This is a genomic window from Bacillus sp. AR8-1 (genome assembly GCF_008042345.1).
Classification (GTDB): domain Bacteria; phylum Bacillota; class Bacilli; order Bacillales; family Bacillaceae_G; genus Bacillus_A; species Bacillus_A cereus.
In genome coordinates, this window is record NZ_QNUB01000005.1 from 1 (window position 1) to 18,110 (window position 18,110).

Here is an 18,110-nt window from a genome sequence, read left to right on the forward strand (position 1 = left end):
AAGACCCCCACCTCAAAATTTAGCTGTTATTTTTTTACTTGTTGTAAAGCATGGAAAGCTTTTAAGGTTGTGGCACGCCTTTTAAGAAAAAGATAAGGCGAAGCGATCTCGCTGTTATTTTCCAACAACAAACATTTGTTATTTGTATTATTTAGTGAAAGTTACCAAACGTTTTTCAAAACTATTTTACCTATTGCTTTATTTGACTCCAAATATTCATGTGCTTGTGCAACTTCATCAAACGTAAAAGATTTAGAATCTAGCAATGGACGAAGTTTTCCTTCTTCTACAATTTGCGTTATTTTCGTTAAGATTTCTCCGCAATCATTACGCTTATCTGTATGTAATATTTTTAACGCCATAAAAGTAACGTGCAGAGAGAGTCCTTTTGCGTGTAAAGGAGAGAGGTCATGGGTTGAACGAGCTGCAATAGTTACGACAGTTCCATTGACCGCAGCAGCTTCAAAAGAATGATCAAGATTCTTGCCGCCTACTGTATCAAATATAACTTCAAATCCGTTTCCATTCGTATGTTTTTGTACATATTCTTGAACAGATTCTTCTTTATAATTAATAGCTATATCGGCTCCTAAACGATGGGCTATTTCCATTTTGTTTTGCTGAGAAGCTGTTGTGAAAACTTTAGCGCCTGCCCATTTAGCTAGTTGAATGGCTACGTGTCCTACGCCACCAGTAGCTCCATGAATGAGCACATTTTGACCAGGTTTAATATTTGCACGATCAAATAAAGATTCCCAAGCTGTAATTGCAACTAATGGTAGAGCAGCAGCTTCTTCCATTGTTAAATTGTTAGGTTTGTGAGCAATTAATCGTGCATCAGCAAGCATAAATTCTGCAAGTGCACCTCCAGTTTCTTTAAAACCTCCGGCACATCCGTATACTTTATCCCCTGATTTGAATTTCGAAACACCTTCTCCTACTTCAATAACAATACCAGCTACATCGCCGTGTAATATAGCTGGAAACTCAGGAGCGACGGCTGAAACGGCACCACTACGCATTTTTGTATCGATTGGATTTACACTTGTTGCTTTTACATCGATTAGAACATGACCTGGTAAAAGTTTTGGTTTTGAAACCTCTTCTAATTGAAATACAGATGAATCCCCAAAAGAATGGATAATTTGTGCTTTCATAGTTTATACCTCCTGTTTGTGGTTATAGCATAGCAAAGTACGAAAAATAAGTATAATATTTTGAATTTTGTTAGTGAGAATTTTATATAGAGAAGGGGAAAGTACGTGAAATAATGTAACGTACTTGCGAAAGCAATTGTAAAGCTTTATGAAGAAAGGGTAGATGTTATTTTTGCAGCATGATTTATTCATTATGTTTATCCCGCTATTTGCCGGGCAGTAAGACCCCCGCCTCAAAATTCAGCGAAAGCAAAGAAGTTAGGTGGGAGTTGGGCTGCTCGTAAAAGCCCGATTGGTGAAGGCTAATAATCAGTGGGGATGAACAAAACCTCCACTGATTAAAGTTTCACTTTATTCGGAGCGACAGGGGATTTAGCGAAACGCAAAATTTACCCTGCTTTATATAAACTATTTAGTAATCAAAATATACCACAATCTATTTCGATTATCGGTATTGGCAGAAGGGCAATGTCAGATGTGGAATTTCAAACAAAGGTGGAACAATCCCTTGCTACATTTTCTAGAATATCTTCTGATGACGAATCAGGAGTAGAAAAATTTATTAGTACATTTCGTTATTGTCAATTAAATACAGCGAATATAGAGGACTATCAAGATTTGTTACGTCTTGTAAAGATGCGTGAAACAGAATTAAACATTCCTGAAAATCGCATGTTTTACCTATCTGTTATACCAGAAGTAGAAGTATTTGATGTCATTGCTTTAAATATTAAGGAAAGTGGATTGTGGGCTACAAAAGGATTGAACCGTCTTATTATAGAGAAGCCTTTTGGTTATCATGTAAAGTCTGCTTGTGAGTTTAATGGAAAAATGATTGAATATTTTGATGAAACTGACATTTGTTATATCAATCATTATCTTTGAAAATGAATGGTAATTAGGAATACACTTAGAAAAGCATTACGAAATAAATAGTATGTAATGCAAGACATTTTTATTGACGATAATAATTTATATGGTTAATATACTAGACATAAGATTATTTAATTACTAAAAGTAATTTGATATACATTTGTTTGTTAAATTCGATAAATAAGTAATCTGTGGTAGAAATGCTTTGAATTGCCACTATTAATATTGGGGACAATTAGAAAGCGAAAGGTATAAAAAGAATTGGAATTTGATAACTCTTTGTTTTTTTATAAAAACAGGGGCTTCTGTACAATTCATTTTTAGTATATTGACGAGGATTATACAACAAGAGGGGGACTGAACTTGGAATCAATGACCTTTGTTTTATTTGGAGCGACAGGGGACTTAGCGAAACGCAAAATTTACCCCGCACTATATAACTTATATAGAGATCAAAAGCTTCCAAAGCAAATATCTGTTATCGGGCTTGGAAGACGTCAAGTATCTCATGAAGATTTTCAAGAAAGAATAAAAGAATCAATAGAGACGTTTTCCCGTCAGAGGGAAGAAGGTACTCCGGAACTCGAAGGTTTTTTAGATAATTTTCGCTATTGTCCATTAGATGTGAGTAAGCCGGAAGACTATGAGAGATTATTACAAGTCGTTCGTGAAAGGGAAGAAGAATTACATATTAAAGGAAATAGAATGTTCTATCTTTCCGTTGCTCCTGAATTTTTCGAGACAATTGCTTTAAATATTAAGGAAAGCGGACTTGATAAAACGGATGGTTGGAAACGCCTAATGATTGAGAAACCGTTTGGGCACGACCTTACATCTGCTCGTGAGCTGAATGATAAACTTAGTCGCACGTTTGAAGAAGACGAGATATACCGTATTGATCATTATTTAGGTAAACCGATGATTCAAAATCTTGAAGCACTAGAATTTGCAAATCCTGTTCTCCAGTCTATTTGGAATAAAGAACATATAGCGAATGTACAAATCACAGCTAGTGAAACAGTTGGGGTTGAAGAAAGAGCAGGATATTATGATCAGGCAGGAGCCATTCGAGATATGGTTCAAAATCATATGTTACAAATATTAATGATGACTGCTATGAATCTGCCGGAAAAGGTTAATGCATGTGAAATTCGAGAGGAAAAGCGAAAGGTAATGGAGACGCTTCGTAAAGTGAAAAAAGAAGACGTTCAAAACCATATCGTTCGCGGTCAATACGCTTCAGGAGAGATAAAAGGCGGGCAAGTTGTAGCATATAAAGAGGAACCAGGAGTAAATCCTTCTTCTAACATAGACACATTTGTTGCTGCTCGCTTGTGGATCGATAATCCGTTTTGGACTGGCGTTCCATTTTATATACGAACAGGAAAACGAATGAAAGAAAAGTCTACTCGTATTGTAATCGAATTTAAAAATACGTTAAAACAGCAATATCAAGATAATAATCCAAATGCAGAACCTAACTTATTAATAATTGAAATTAGCCCAGGTGAGAACGTTTCATTACAGTTAAATAGTAAAAATCCATTGAAAAATGGAGAAATTGAACCGATGCGTATTAACTTTACTTGTGACCAGGCGGATGTGGGAGTACCTGAAGCGTATGAGAGACTCATTCATGATGCTGTGAGTGGAGACGCTACATTCTTTGCACATTGGAGAGAAGTTGAATTGTCATGGGAATGGGTACAACCAATTCTTGAAGCGTTCGAGGAAAACTTATTACCGCTTCATGAATATGAGTCTGGTTCATATGGTCCAGAAGCGTCTAATGAACTGTTGCAAGAAAGTGGATTTAAATGGTGGTTAGATCAAGAGACGGAAAAATAAGTACTTTCTTTCATGAAAGCATTTAGGGGGACGATTACTATGACACAAAACATAAATCAATTAGCAGTGAATACACTTCGTACGTTATCGATTGATGCTATTAATGCGGCAAACTCAGGTCATCCAGGTCTTCCGATGGGAGCAGCACCAATGGCTTATGCATTATGGGCGAATCATTTAAATTACAATCCTAATCACCCAGAATGGTTTAACCGTGATCGTTTCGTTTTATCGGCGGGACATGGATCTAGTCTGTTATATAGCCTGCTTCATTTAGCTGGATATGATGTTTCAATTGATGACTTGAAAAACTTCAGAAAGTTAAATAGTAAAACACCAGGACATCCTGAGTTTGGTCATACTTCTGGAGTCGAAGCGACGACAGGCCCGTTAGGACAAGGGATTGCCAATGCTGTCGGAATGGCAATGGCAGAAGCGCATTTAGCGGCGAAGTTCAATAAGGATAGTCACTCTATTATAAATCACAATACGTACGCTTTAGTCGGAGATGGTGACTTAATGGAGGGTGTCGCTTATGAAGCGATGTCAATGGCAGGACATATGAAACTTGGCAAGTTAATTGTACTGTATGATTCAAATGAAATTTCACTTGATGGTGAATTAGGCATTGCTTTCTCTGAAGATATTCAGAAAAGGGCAGAATCTGTACATTGGCAATATGTAAGAGTTGAAGATGGAAACGATGTCGATGCTATTACAAAAGCTATTCAATCAGCGAAAGAAAATACGGATCAACCTACTCTTATAGAAATTAGAACTATTATAGGTTATGGAAGTCCAAAAGTTGCTGGAACGAACAAAGCACATGGTAATCCGCTTGGCGTAGAAGAGGCAACAGCGACAAAACAAGTGTATGGTTGGGATTATGAGGAAGATTTCTTTGTACCTGAAGAAGTAAAAGCTCATTTTAATGAACTGAAACAAAAAGGTATTGAAAAAGAAAATGACTGGAATGAGCAGTTCAACTCATACAGAGAGTCGAACCCTGCACTAGCAGATGAATTAGAAAAAGCGATTACAGGTGATGTTTTAATTGAAGCGAAAGACATTCTATCCTTTGATATTGAAAAAACGATTTCCACTCGTGTTGCAAGTGGGGAAGCTATTAATCATTATGTGAAATCGATTCCTTCTATTTTCGGTGGAAGTGCAGATCTTTCTCATTCCACTATGACAGATATAAAAGGTGAAGCTGTGTACGCGGTAGAATCGTATGCTGGACGAAATATATACTTCGGTGTACGTGAACATGCAATGGGCGCGGCAGCGAATGGACTGGCTCTCCATGGAGGAGTAAAACCTTTCGTAAGTACATTCTTTGTATTTAATGATTACCTTCGTCCATCGATTCGACTGGCTGCACTGCAAAATTTACCTGTTACTTACGTATTTACACATGATTCGATTGCTGTAGGAGAAGATGGTCCAACGCATGAACCAATTGAACAATTGGCAGCGCTTCGAGCAATTCCTGGTCTAACAGTTATCCGTCCGTCAGATGCAAATGAAACAGCAAGTGCTTGGGCGTATGCTTTACAGCAAACGGATGGTCCAGTCGTTTTAGTACTGAGCCGTCAAAATTTACCGGTGTTTAATGAAACGAAAGCGAACATAGAGAATCTCTCTAAAGGAGCTTACGTATTAACACAAACAAATGAAAATCCGGATGTAATTTTAATTGCGACAGGTTCTGAAGTATCCTTAGCTGCTAGTGCGAAAGCAAAATTAGAAGAAGAACAAGTTTCTGTTCGCATCGTTGCAATGCCGAGCTGGGAGTTATTCGATCGCCAATCGAACGAATATAAAGAATCCGTTCTTCCGTCTTCTGTAACGAAACGAGTATCTCTTGAGATGGGTGTATCTCTAGGTTGGGAACGTTATGTAGGACAAGAAGGAAAAGTACTATCAATTGAAACATTTGGAGCTTCAGGAACTGGAGCTGAAGTCATGAATCTATTTGGATTTACGACAGAAAATGTTGTTCAAATTACAAAAAATGTGTTGAATTCTTAAGCTATGACTGTGAATACCTTTCTGTACATACTAACATTTCAGTGCTGAAAGGTATTCCAGATTGTAGTGATATGGATTTTTAATAAAAGATGATTTGAGGAGGAATTATATTATGCAAGTAGGATTAATTGGGTTAGGTAAAATGGGATTAAATTTAGGGAAAAATTTAATGGATCATAAACATGAAGTAGTAGCATTTGATTTAAATACGAGCGCAGTAGAAGAAATGAAAGAGTACGGGGCAACGGGTACATCTAGTTTAAGTGAACTTGTTCAGTCATTACAATCACCAAGAATTCTTTGGGTAATGGTACCACACGCTGTTGTTGATTCTGTTATTGATGAGGTTACACCACTTTTATCAAAAGGAGATATTTTAATTGAAGCTGGTAATTCACATTATAAAGAGTCTATCCGCCGATATGAGCAATTAAAGAAAGATGGCATTCACTTTATGGATGCAGGAACTTCTGGCGGAATGGAAGGCGCTCGTAATGGTGCTTGTTACATGATCGGAGGAGATCAAGAAGCTTGGGACATCGTTGAACCTATCTTCCGCGATACTGCTGTAGAAAATGGATTCTTATATGCTGGAAAAGCTGGTAGTGGTCACTTCTTAAAAATGGTTCATAACGGAATTGAATACGGTATGATGGCTGCTATTGGTGAAGGATTTGAGATTCTAGAGAAAAGTGAATTTGACTACGATTATGAAAAAGTATCAAGAGTATGGAACAACGGTTCAGTAATTCGTTCTTGGTTAATGGAATTAACAGAAAATGCATTTTCTAAAGATGCAAAACTGGATGAAATTAAGGGTGTTATGCATTCTTCTGGTGAAGGAAAATGGACAGTAGAAACAGCATTAGACCTTCAAACAGCAACTCCTGTTATCGCAATGTCTCTATTAATGCGCTACCGCTCATTAGACAATGATACATTTACAGGAAAAGTTGTAGCAGCTCTGCGCAATGAATTTGGCGGACATGCAGTAGAAAAGAAATAAAGTGAAACTTTAATAAATAGGGGCTTTATTCCATACCAATCGGGCTTTTACGGGATAAGCATATTAAACATGTAACTCATCAACGTTTAAAAACTGGAGGGAATTGATCATGAAATTTTTTATTGATACTGCAAATCTTGAGGACATAAAAAAAGCATATAAACTTGGAGTTTTAGCTGGTGTTACAACGAATCCTTCTTTAGTAGCAAAAGAGGGCGTTAAGTTTGAAGACCGTATCGCAGAAATTTGTCAGGCAGTACCTAAAGTTGAGTCTGTTTCGGCAGAAGTAACTCCAGATGCTGTTACAGCTGAAGAAATGATTGCTCAAGCAGAAGAATTAATTAAAATTAACGGTGGCGATAAAAACGTCACGATAAAACTTCCAATGACGCTAGCAGGATTAGAAGCTTGTCGCTATCTTACTGAAAAAGGTGTGAAAACGAACGTTACACTTATTTTCACTGTGAACCAAGCACTTTTAGCTGCTCGAGCGGGTGCAACGTACGTTTCTCCATTTTTAGGACGCTTAGATGATATTTCTGAAGATGGTGTATTATTAGTTGCTAAAATTGCTGAATTATTCGATGTTCATCAATTAGATACACAAATTATTGCGGCTTCTGTCAGACATCCAGATCATGTAACTCGTGTAGCGATGGCAGGTGCTCATATTGCAACAATTCCTTATAAAGTAATTGAACAACTTGCTATGCACCCATTAACAGACCAAGGTATTGAGAAGTTTGCTGCGGATTGGGCGAAAGCTCCTAAATTATAATGCATGAAAGTGAAGGTGCTTTCCGAAAATTGCTTTTCATGAGAGGACAAATCCTAAGTAACTTCATCGTTTAAACTGGATCCTGAGTTTGTAGTCTTACTACGTGAAAACAGCAGAGAAGAAAGTGTCATTCACTTTTGAAGAAGGAAAATATGCTCGTATGAAGCATGTATAAAATAACATTATAATTATGAAAGAGAAATCCCCTTATCAGAGAGAGTAGTTAACATGTATCTCTGATAAGGGAGATTCTTTTTGTATAAATTATTATTTTGTGAAGATGATTTGTATATCGATATATAAATTCTTACTCATGAAAGAACTATATAGGTTCTCTTAATTGTATAGTAATTTTGAAAGGGTTTACATAAAGGGGTGGAACTGAGTATGAATATGTACCTTTTAATGATTACATTATTATCAATCGTAATTGTTATTTTAGGGGTGTCGTGGTGGAGATGGCATGCGTTTATTAGTTTAACGGTTGCAAGTTTGTTTTTAGCAATTATGTCTGGAATGCCAATGGATAAAATAGTGAGTGCTTATGAAACAGGAGTGGGAAGTGTTCTAGGGCATTTAGTAGGTATTTTAGTATTAGGTACAATTTTAGGGAAAATGATGGCAGAGTCAGGTGCTGGAATGCAAGTGGCAGAGTTCTTTATTAAATCCTTTGGGATAAAAAACTTACCATGGGCTATGTTAATTGCAGGTTTTATTATTGGAATCCCGGTGTTTTTTGAAGTAGGCATTTTAATATTACTGCCGTTAGTAATTTCAATTCATAAAACAACGAAACAAAATATTTTATTAATAGCATTACCAGCAATTGCTGGGCTATCTGTCGTGCACGGTCTTGTTCCTCCGCATCCAGGGGCCATAGTTGCAATTGGTATTTATAAAGCGAATCTTGGGAAGGTACTAATGTATTCACTCATTATTACATTTTTTGCAGCGATTATTGCAGGTCCTATATTTGCGAAATGGATTCACAAACGTGTAATTCCTGAAAATGAGCCAGAATTGATTCGTGTAAATACAAAATCAACGAAATTACCAGGAATAGGAGTTTCATTTTTAGTTATATTGTTACCTGTTATGTTAATGGTTTTAGCTGCAGCAGCTCCTTATGTGCCTCTTTCTAATACTTTGATGAAGATTATCACATTAATCGGTAGTCCTATCATTGCACTATTGATTGCATGTTTTGCGGCGTTCTATTTTCTTGGATTTCGTCAAGGTATCGATAAAAAAGCTATTAAGAAGATAACAGAAGATAGCTTATTACCAATCGGTTCAATTGTTGCGATTATTGGTGCCGGCGGGGGTTTTAAGCAAATTCTTATCGATAGTGGGGTAGGGAATGCTATTGCTCAAATGTCTGAACATTTAGCTCTATCTCCAATTGTATTAGCATTTATAGTAGCTGGTTTAATTCGAATTGCGACAGGGTCAGCGACAGTCGCCTTAACAACAGCAGCGGGTATCGTTTCGCCAATCGTTGAAAATACAACAGGTGTGAACTTAGAGTTACTCGTTATTGCAACAGGTGCAGGAGCATTAATGTTTTCACACGTAAACGATGCTGGTTTTTGGATGGTAAAAGAATACCTAGGTTTAACAGTGAAAGAAACATTTAAAACATGGACAGTATTAGAAACGTTACTTTCATTTATCGCTTTTGGAGGAGTTTTACTACTCGATATGTTTGTTTAAAATAAGGATATTTTTATATGAATGTAGAGAGATAACTTTAGCACATAACGTTATGAATAGATAAAATAAATGTATTTTTATGGTTCTTATATTATTAGGATACTATAGGGATTTTTTGTTAGGAGGAAGAAATGGTGAGCTCAAAATATATGATTGGTGTAGACATTGGGACAACTAGTACAAAATCAGTTCTATTTTCTACTGATGGATCTGTTATTGCTAGTCATGGAATTGAATATCCTTTATATTCTCCTACGCCTGAAACAGCGGAACAAGACCCAGAAGAAATTTTTCGTGCAGTAATAAATACGATTAAAGAAACTATACGATCAAGTAGTGTACAGCCAAGTGATATTCTTTGTGTCTCTTTTAGTTCGGCAATGCATAGTCTCATTGCTGTAGATGAAAAGGGGAATCCATTAACGGGATGTATTACTTGGGCAGATAATAGAAGTGCAAGCTGGGCGGAGAAAATAAAGAATGATATGAATGGTCATGAAATTTACCTTCGTACTGGCACACCAATTCATCCTATGTCACCGCTTTCGAAATTAGTTTGGCTACAGAATGAGAAGGCAGAGTTATTCGCAAAAAGTTATAAATTCATTTCTATTAAAGAATATGTTTTTTACAAGTTATATAAAGAGTATGTAATTGATTATTCTATAGCGTCAGCGACAGGGATGTTTAATTTGAAATCTTTAAAATGGGATGAAGAGGCTTTACATGTTGCGGGAATTACAGATGAAAAGCTTTCTAAACTTGTTCCAACAACGCACAGTTTAACAGGATTAGATGAAGAGCTTGCCAAAGAGATGAATGTACTTGTTTCTACGCCTTTTGTAGTAGGAGCGAGTGATGGAGTACTATCTAATTTAGGTGTAAATGCAATAGATCCTGGCGTTGTGGCTGTTACCATTGGTACAAGCGGTGCGATACGTGCTGTAACAGATCGTCCTGTAACAGATCCGAAAGGTAGAATTTTTTGTTATGCGTTAACTGAAGACCATTGGGTAATCGGTGGACCAGTAAATAACGGCGGTATGATTTTCAGATGGGCTCGTGACCAATTAGGCACTTCAGAGATTGAACTTGCGAAGCGTTTAGGGAAAGATCCATATGAAGTACTTACTGAAATAGCGGCAAAAGTGAATCCTGGATCTGACGGTTTATTATTTCACCCGTATTTAGCAGGGGAAAGAGCTCCTTTATGGAATGCAAATGCACGAGGATCTTTCTTTGGACTCGGATTGCATCATAAGAAAGAACATCTTATCCGTGCTGTTTTAGAAGGAGTAATTTATAACTTGTATACCGTTCTTCTCGCTTTAAAAGAGTTAATTGGCGAACCGAAAAAAATTCAAGCGACAGGCGGCTTTGCAAGGTCGGAACTTTGGAGACAGATGATGGCGGATATCTTCCATCAAGACGTATATGTTCCGGAAAGTTTTGAAAGCTCTTGCTTAGGAGCTGCAATCCTCGGTTTATATAGTTTAGGTGAAATAGATACATTATCCGTAGTTTCTGAAATGGTAGGTGCAGATTTTCATCATGAGCCAAACATGGAAAGTGTGGAAAAATATAAAGATTTAACGCCAATCTATATTCGTCTGTCCCGTCAATTGGAAGAAGAATATGAAAGTATAGCAGCGTATCAAAAAAAGTGGGTTTAAAAGCTATTTACCAAGAAAATATGGTAACGTATAAAGAAGTACTCCGATTTTTTTGGATACTCTTTCAACATAAAATATTTTAAGAAGCATGATGAACGTAAAATATAGGGAGAGAGGGTTATGAAAATGAAGGATAACAAAGAGTTTATTGGATATGTTGGAACTTACACGAAAGAAAATAGCGAAGGAATATATAAGTTTACTTTAGACACAGAAGCAAAAAAAATTAGTAATGTAACACTTGCCGCTAAGCTGGATAACCCTACATATGTAACGATTAACCAAAATAATGAATATCTCTATTCTGTTGTTAAGGAAGGCGAATCTGGCGGTGTAGCTGCGTATTCCATTGATAGTCATACTGGAGAACTAAAAGCGAGAAATAGACAAGTAGTAGAAGGTGCTTCTCCTTGTCATATTAGTGTTGATAGTGGAAATCATACAGTAGTTACAGCGAATTACCATAAAGGAACGATTGAGTCTTTTGAAATAAATGAAGAAGATGGAACTGTAAATCCTGCTTCATCTATTATGGCGCATGAAGGTTCAGGTCCGAATAAAGAAAGACAAGAAAAACCACATGCACATTACGCGGGGTACACTCCTGATGAAAAATATGTAGTGGGCGTTGATTTAGGGATAGATAAAATAATTACGTATGAAGTAAAAGATAGTACATTAACAGAAGTGAATCGTTTATCTGTAAATCCAGGAAGTGGTCCAAGACATATTACTTTTCATCCGAATGGAAAGTATGCGTATGTGATGACGGAGCTTAGTTCAGAGGTTATTGTGTTAACATATAATCCTGCAGAAGGATCCTTTACAGAATTACAGTATATTTCTACTGTTCCAGAACAATTTGATGAAAATAATCAAGGAAGTGCGATTCATATTTCTTCTGACGGCCGTTTTGTATATGCAGGTAATCGTGGTCATAATAGTATCGCTGTTTATAGCGTAGATCAAAATTCAGGTCAGCTTACATTTGTTGAACACACATCTACAGAAGGAAATTGGCCAAGAGACTTTGTATTAGATCCTACTGAAAAGTTCCTTGTTGCTACAAATGAAAAGTCACATAATCTTGTGTTATTTTCAAGAGATGAATCTACAGGTAAGTTAACACTTTTACAATCTGATGTTGCTGTGCCAGAGCCTGTTTGTGTGAAGTTTTTAAATATATAATTTCAGATGCCTAAACAAAAGCAAAGCGATATCGCTTTGCTTTTTATTATTTCTTTTTCGGTCTACGTACTAATTCGCCGCCGCAGTTTGGACAAACGTTATGTCTTTCTTCTGTACATGGTGCGCAAAATGTACATTCATATACACAAATGTATGCTTCAGAATCTTGTTCGAGCGATTGATCGCAAATTTGACAGTTTGTTTTCATTTCTAGTGCCATAATAAGTCTCCTTTTTAGTTAGAAAATTTATAATTTAATTATAATTCATTAAATAGAAATAGTCCTTTTCAATTGAAAGGAAATCGAATGATAAAGTTATGAATTGAAACGAAAGATGCTGGTTTATTTTAAAATTGATTATTTATTACAGTTGGAATATTATGAAATAGTCAAAAGACAACAGGGGGTATAGATTTTGACTAATCATAACGATCATTTAAAAGCAAACTGCGAAACATGCTTCGGTCTATGTTGCGTTGCATTACCGTTCGCAGCATCGGTAGATTTTGCAGTGAATAAAGATGGTGGTAAACCATGTTCCAACTTACAATCAGATTTTAAATGTAGTATACATAAAAATCTTAGAGGAAAAGGTTATAAAGGTTGTACAGTATTTGAGTGTTTCGGTGCTGGACAGAAGATTTCTCAGGGTACGTTTAAAGGGATTGATTGGCGGAAAGATGCAAAGCATGCAAGAAAAATGTACGATGCTTTTCCAGTTATGCATCAACTTCATGAAATGCTTTGGTATTTGAATGAGGCGATTCTTTTAAAGGCAACACAGCCAATTCATAAAGAGCTGGAGAACGCAATTGAGGAGACAGAGCGACTTTCGAATTTAAATCCAGATGAGTTAATGAAAATAAATGTTCCAATGCATAGGGCAGAGGTGAACATTCTTCTTTTAGAAACGAGCGAATTAGTATGGAAGGAAATGAATACTGCGCGTAAGAAACGAATCATTCACCGCGGAGCAGACCTTATGGGAGCAAATCTGAAAAAGAAAGATTTACAAGGAGCAAATTTAAGAGGAGCATATTTAATTGCGGCAAACTTAAATGGAGCAGACTTACGAGGGGCAGATCTCATTGGAGCAGATTTACGAGATGCAGATATTCGCGGAGCAGACTTTACAAATTGTATTTTCCTGACGCAAGTTCAAATTAATGCGGCGAAAGGGGATAAGCATACGAAATTACCGAAATTATTGTCCCGTCCATCGCATTGGAGTGCGTAAAGGGTGAGGAGTATTTAGTGTGGATATATTTCAGTATTTAGAAGAGATGCAAGAGGATCTCTTTTCGTTAGCAGTAGAGCAAATAGAAGCGAAGTATTATGATATATACCGATTTGTATTGGTTTTCACGACCAAGATCCAATAATGCGAACAGGCAGAGACTAAGAATCTCTGCCTGCTTTTTATTTCTTTTCAAAAGTAGTAATGAAAACGCTACATATAATGAGAATACCACCAATGAAAAAGTTACTATTTAATGTCTCATTTAATAAGAGCCAACCAAGTAATGATCCAACGATAGGTTGGAAGAAGAAAAATAAGGAACCGATGCTTGCATCCATTAAGTCTAATCCTTTATTCCAAAGGAAAAAGGCACCTGCTGTTGAAACGATTCCTAAGTATAATACGCCTAATATTACGTACGTATTTACTGTTCCGATAGAGGATGTTTGTAGTTCTCCTATCATAAAAGGTGTAATAAAAAAGAGTGAAAAGAATATGGCATACGTTGTAATAACTAAGGATGAAAATTGGATTGAAGCGATTTTTACATAAATAGATAGTAAGGCCCACGTAATAGCGGCTCCAACTAAAATGATTGTTCCGATAAAATAGGAGCCAATTTCAATATCCCATCCGATTACGATAATGACACCGATTGTCGCTATTATAGTAGATAAAAGTCTACGAGCGGTTAGTTTTTCTTTCAAAATGAGCGCTGCAAATATAACCATAAATGCAGGCGTAGCTGATGTAACTAACGAGCCTGTATGAGCGTCGGATAATTTTGTTCCGATAAATTGGCATGTGATTGAAATGAAATATCCAATAAATCCTATCCAAGCGAAGAGGAGCCAATCTTTTTTGCGAATGTTTACTTTTTTCTTTTGTTTTTTCTCAGCTAGTTTCAAAATGCCATACAAAACAACAAAAGCAATGATAAAGCGTAGCCAAACGAGTGTTAGTGGTGGGATAAAATCGAGTACGTATTTGCTAACAACATACATACCGCCCCATATACTTGCTGCTAGTGATAAACATATAGCTCCTAAAATGGTTTGTTTCATTTGAAGTACCTCCGTCTATTTTTAGGGTAATATGAGTTCCCTAAGACGAGGCATAGTGTATGTGTTATAAGCCCGTCTTAGTTTATAGACGGCCTACAGGTTGATCGTTTTCGAATGAAGTGTTGTAGTACATGTGTATTCCTCCTTTTTAAGTTATAGTGATAGTATAACTTGATTTTCTGATTATTGGAGGGTGTTATGAAATATATCGTTATAAAATCACATGTTAGCAATTATCCTAATCCAATTCGCTTAGAAGAGGGGAATGTAGTGAAAATGATAGAGAGTTACGCTGGTCCTGAAAATTGGGAAAACTGGATGTTTTGTCACGAAGAGAAATATGACCGGAAAGGATGGGTTCCGGAGCAAATTATAAGAAAAGATATGAATGGAACAGGAATTATTATAAAACAATATACTGCGAAAGAATTAAATGTGAGTATTGGAAAAAGATTGATCGGATTAGAAGAATTGAATGGATGGGTTTGGTGCGAAGGAAGAGATGGTGAGGAGGGCTGGGTACCAAAGGAAAACTTACAAAAATATTAATAATAATATTTGATCAATAATTAGGAAACATATTTTTGCTTATGAGTATATTGGTTGTAGGATAAAAAGTAGATTAATAGAGAAAGAGGAGGAGATTATTATAACTACAACCGTTATTTCACATTTTTACAATGAAGAGTATTTATTGCCATGGTGGCTTATGCATCATACGAAACTTTTTGATCATGGTATTTTAATTAATAAAGGTTCAACAGATCGTTCCGTTGAGATTTGTAAAAAATTCGCACCGCATTGGGAGGTGCGAGATTCTGTAAATCCAGAGTTTGATGCATATGCGACAGATCATGAAGTGATGAGGATAGAACAAGAAGTACAAGGATGGAAAATGATTTTAAATACGACTGAGTTTCTTTGCGTGCAAGATAAAAATCAGTTTTGGAAATCGCTAAATGAATTGGGGGGGAGGATGTATTGGCTGGACGGGCTTATTATGATTGATGATCCTAACTACAACTATCCGGACCTTAACTTTGGAATACCTTTAATGAAACAGCGGTTTCATGGTTATTTACCAGAAGATTGGCCGTTATGGAGAAGAGGTAGATTTATTCATAATCATGAGCATGGAAGTTATACGGTTGGAAGACATTTATCTGCGCATGAATCGATGATTTATCCACCTCTTGCCTGTATATTATGGTTTGGGTTTAGTCCGTGGAACGATGCGATGAGAAAGAGAAAGTTACAAATTGGTCCGACTCTTTCTGAAGCTAGTAAGCATGGGGGAATGGGGACGCATCATATTGTTACGCCGGAAAGATTAGAAGGATGGTATAAGGAATTAGCGAGAGGAACGAAGGATTTACGTTTTAATGATGCATATCGTTATGTTTTTGTATAAATGATTTCCACCATAAAATTGTTTCTTCAATTCCTGTATTTAGATCGTATGTTGGTTTCCAGTTTACTTCAGTTTTTAAACGTTCTACATTAACCCCGACAAATAAAGGTTCATCTTTAGAGAAAGGGATTGCACCTAGTTTAATTAAATCTTCTTTTCCTATCTTTTTAGCAATGATAGAAGCTAACTCTTTAATTTGTACAGATTGACCTGAAGCAATATTGATGGTGCCTGTAACGCCATGTTCTAATATTGTTACGAGAGCGTCAGCGACGTCACTCACATGGAGGAAATCTCTCGATTGTTTTCCATGTGTACATAGTGCTTCCTCATTTTTTAATAAGGAAGTGATAATGTTAGAAACGAGCCGATTACCTTGTTCGTAAGGTCCATACATATGAAAAATGCGGCTCCAACACATGCTGAGGCCTGTTTGTTGTGCATACGTTTCTAACCAGGAGTGCAGTGTGTTTTTACATAATGAATACGGGGTTTTATAAGAAAGAAGCGGCGAATCTTCAAATAATACGCCGTTAAACCATTCATATTCTGCGCCAGTACCTGCAACGACAACACGCTTTCCGCCGTATGTTGTGAAGTATTGAATCAATGAAATACTAGACTTTAGCCAATAGTAATTATTAATAGATACATAGCATGCTGGTGGCACTGCTTCCCAAGCAAGGTGAATGAGATGGCTAGGCTGAACGTCGGAAATGAATTGTTTTACTACGTCATCGCGAAGCAAGTTTACTTTATGCCAATGGCAAGGGAGGTGAGAGGATTTATTTTTATTATACGTGGCGTGCACTTCATATCCCTTTTGTATAAGTGAATGTACAACATATTTACCTATCCAGCCACTACCACCTGTTACAACAACTTTCTTCATGGCTCGATCACCTCAATTTCTGGAACCGTCACTAAAAATTTACCGCCCCATTCACGAATGAAAGAGCATTCTTTCATAATTTCGTCTTTCAAATTCCAAGGAAGTATAAGAATGTAATCTGGTTTTGTACGTTTAATTTCTGCTGGAGATTTTATTGGAATACGAGTTCCTGGTAAAAGGAGATTTTGTTTGTGAGGATTTTTATCTACTGTATAAGCTAGAAATTCTTTACCTATCCCGCAATAATTCAAAAGGGTGTTTCCTTTAGCTGGAGCACCGTAACCGATAATTTGTTTGTTTAAAGCTTTCGCTTCAATAAAAAACTTTAAAATATTTATTTTCAATTGTTCGATGCGTTTAGAAAAAAGGAGATAGCAATCTAAAGTATCTAACCCGTGGTCGACTTCTTTTTGAATTAATTTTGTAACATTGGAATGGATAGTTGATTGGGCACTTAGATGGTTTACAAAAATCCGTAAGGAACCACCATGCGTTGAAAGTTCTTCTACATCAACAATTTGTAAATGATGATAACTTAAAACTTTTTGAAGGCTTATAAGTGAGAAGTAGGAAAAGTGCTCATGGTAGATAGTATCGAACTGTTTAAAGGATATGAGGTTTAATAAGTGTGGGAATTCAATTGTTATCGTGCCATCTTGTTTTAATAACGTTTTTAAACCGGCAACAAAATCATGCAAGTTTGGAACGTGTGCTAATACGTTATTTGCGACGATTAAATCAGCTTGTGGCAATTTTTTTGCTAAGTCATTACTGAAAAAATTCACATGAGTAGGAATTCCTTTTTTGATAGCAATTTCTGCTACGTTTTTCGCGGGTTCAATTCCCAATGTCTCGATATTTTCTTTTTTAAAGTATTGTAATAAGTACCCATCGTTACTTGCGATTTCAATCACTTTTGAATGTTTCGTTAAGTTGAAACGCTTAATCGCCATTTCTACATATTGTTTAGCGTGTAGTAGCCAACTTGAGGAGTAAGAGCTGAAGTATAAATAGTTATGAAAAATATTTTGTGGAGATTCAAATTCATCTAGCTGTACGAGTAAACAAGAGTTACAAACAAATGTGTGCAGCGGATAAAAAGGTTCCATTTTATATGAGCTTTCAGGAGCTACAAATGAATTAGCAAGAGGGGAAACGCCCAAATCTAAAAAAGTGTTAGTTAGTAATGAGTGGCAAAAACGGCATTTTTTCTGTTCCATTTTATAGCCCCC

At 36.4% G+C, this 18,110-nt stretch carries 16 protein-coding genes and 1 pseudogene; 12 read left to right on the forward strand and 5 right to left on the reverse strand.

Annotated elements, in window-relative coordinates:
• Positions 1-161: 161 nt before the first annotated feature.
• Positions 162-1,157 (reverse strand): zinc-dependent alcohol dehydrogenase family protein, encoded by a 996-nt coding sequence (locus DN400_RS01385; protein WP_000647254.1) that lies wholly within the window; start codon positions 1,155-1,157, stop codon positions 162-164.
• A 342-nt stretch (positions 1,158-1,499) separates the two neighbouring features.
• On the opposite strand from DN400_RS01385, the pseudogene DN400_RS01390 reads away from it, so the two are divergent.
• The 8 genes and pseudogenes from DN400_RS01390 to DN400_RS01425 all read left to right on the forward strand — a co-directional run.
• Positions 1,500-2,042, forward strand: a pseudogene (locus DN400_RS01390) (glucose-6-phosphate dehydrogenase); the annotation flags it as partial.
• Between the two features lie 351 nt (positions 2,043-2,393).
• Positions 2,394-3,878: a glucose-6-phosphate dehydrogenase gene (gene zwf / locus DN400_RS01395; protein WP_016512522.1), complete on the forward strand. Its 1,485-nt coding sequence runs from the start codon at positions 2,394-2,396 to the stop codon at positions 3,876-3,878.
• Positions 3,879-3,917: 39 nt separating this feature from the next.
• Complete coding sequence (tkt, locus tag DN400_RS01400; RefSeq protein ID WP_000193055.1) at positions 3,918-5,912, forward strand: transketolase; 1,995 nt, start codon at positions 3,918-3,920, stop codon at positions 5,910-5,912.
• Between the two features lie 112 nt (positions 5,913-6,024).
• The gene (gnd, locus tag DN400_RS01405) at positions 6,025-6,918 is read left to right on the forward strand and encodes a phosphogluconate dehydrogenase (NAD(+)-dependent, decarboxylating) (RefSeq protein ID WP_001195925.1); all 894 of its coding nucleotides are present in this window, start codon (positions 6,025-6,027) and stop codon (positions 6,916-6,918) included.
• Between the two features lie 109 nt (positions 6,919-7,027).
• Complete coding sequence (gene fsa / locus DN400_RS01410) at positions 7,028-7,696, forward strand: fructose-6-phosphate aldolase (protein WP_000667692.1); 669 nt, start codon at positions 7,028-7,030, stop codon at positions 7,694-7,696.
• A 387-nt stretch (positions 7,697-8,083) separates the two neighbouring features.
• Entirely contained in the window at positions 8,084-9,409 is a 1,326-nt protein-coding gene (gene gntP, locus DN400_RS01415) for a gluconate permease GntP (RefSeq protein ID WP_001057634.1), read from the forward strand.
• Positions 9,410-9,540: 131 nt separating this feature from the next.
• Positions 9,541-11,082 carry a gluconokinase gene (gene gntK, locus DN400_RS01420; RefSeq protein WP_000254948.1) on the forward strand — a complete coding sequence of 514 codons (1,542 nt, stop codon included), beginning with the start codon at positions 9,541-9,543 and terminating at the stop codon, positions 11,080-11,082.
• 120 nt (positions 11,083-11,202) lie between these two features.
• Positions 11,203-12,270 carry a lactonase family protein gene (locus DN400_RS01425; RefSeq protein WP_097822586.1) on the forward strand — a complete coding sequence of 356 codons (1,068 nt, stop codon included), beginning with the start codon at positions 11,203-11,205 and terminating at the stop codon, positions 12,268-12,270.
• Between the two features lie 46 nt (positions 12,271-12,316).
• On the opposite strand, the gene DN400_RS01430 is transcribed toward DN400_RS01425, so the two are convergent.
• Positions 12,317-12,490, reverse strand: a complete 174-nt coding sequence (locus DN400_RS01430; protein WP_001162788.1) for a DUF1272 domain-containing protein — start codon at positions 12,488-12,490, stop codon at positions 12,317-12,319.
• Positions 12,491-12,686: 196 nt separating this feature from the next.
• On the opposite strand from DN400_RS01430, the gene DN400_RS01435 reads away from it, so the two are divergent.
• Together DN400_RS01435 and DN400_RS29730 are read left to right on the forward strand one after the other, a co-directional pair.
• A complete protein-coding gene (locus DN400_RS01435; RefSeq protein WP_071714593.1) occupies positions 12,687-13,508 on the forward strand; it encodes a pentapeptide repeat-containing protein in 822 nt (273 codons plus the stop codon).
• Positions 13,509-13,527: 19 nt separating this feature from the next.
• Positions 13,528-13,653: a hypothetical protein gene (locus DN400_RS29730; protein ID WP_254905753.1), complete on the forward strand. Its 126-nt coding sequence runs from the start codon at positions 13,528-13,530 to the stop codon at positions 13,651-13,653.
• A 37-nt stretch (positions 13,654-13,690) separates the two neighbouring features.
• Here the strand turns inward: DN400_RS29730 and DN400_RS01440 are convergent, their stop codons facing one another.
• The gene (locus DN400_RS01440) at positions 13,691-14,575 is read right to left on the reverse strand and encodes a DMT family transporter (protein WP_071714592.1); all 885 of its coding nucleotides are present in this window, start codon (positions 14,573-14,575) and stop codon (positions 13,691-13,693) included.
• Positions 14,576-14,773: 198 nt separating this feature from the next.
• Here DN400_RS01440 and DN400_RS01445 point away from each other — a divergent pair, with 198 nt between their 5' ends.
• The gene (locus DN400_RS01445) at positions 14,774-15,124 is read left to right on the forward strand and encodes an SH3 domain-containing protein (RefSeq protein WP_071714591.1); all 351 of its coding nucleotides are present in this window, start codon (positions 14,774-14,776) and stop codon (positions 15,122-15,124) included.
• Between the two features lie 61 nt (positions 15,125-15,185).
• On the forward strand, positions 15,186-15,986 hold the full coding sequence (locus DN400_RS01450) for a glycosyltransferase family 2 protein (protein WP_071714590.1): 801 nt from the start codon (positions 15,186-15,188) through the stop codon (positions 15,984-15,986).
• On the opposite strand, the gene DN400_RS01455 is transcribed toward DN400_RS01450, so the two are convergent.
• Together DN400_RS01455 and DN400_RS01460 are read right to left on the reverse strand one after the other, a co-directional pair.
• Complete coding sequence (locus DN400_RS01455) at positions 15,955-16,878, reverse strand: NAD-dependent epimerase/dehydratase family protein (RefSeq protein WP_147801488.1); 924 nt, start codon at positions 16,876-16,878, stop codon at positions 15,955-15,957. The genes DN400_RS01450 and DN400_RS01455 overlap by 32 nt on opposite strands.
• A complete protein-coding gene (locus DN400_RS01460; RefSeq protein ID WP_000435776.1) occupies positions 16,875-18,098 on the reverse strand; it encodes a class I SAM-dependent methyltransferase in 1,224 nt (407 codons plus the stop codon). The genes DN400_RS01455 and DN400_RS01460 overlap by 4 nt, the downstream gene beginning before the upstream one ends.
• Positions 18,099-18,110 lie beyond the last annotated feature (12 nt).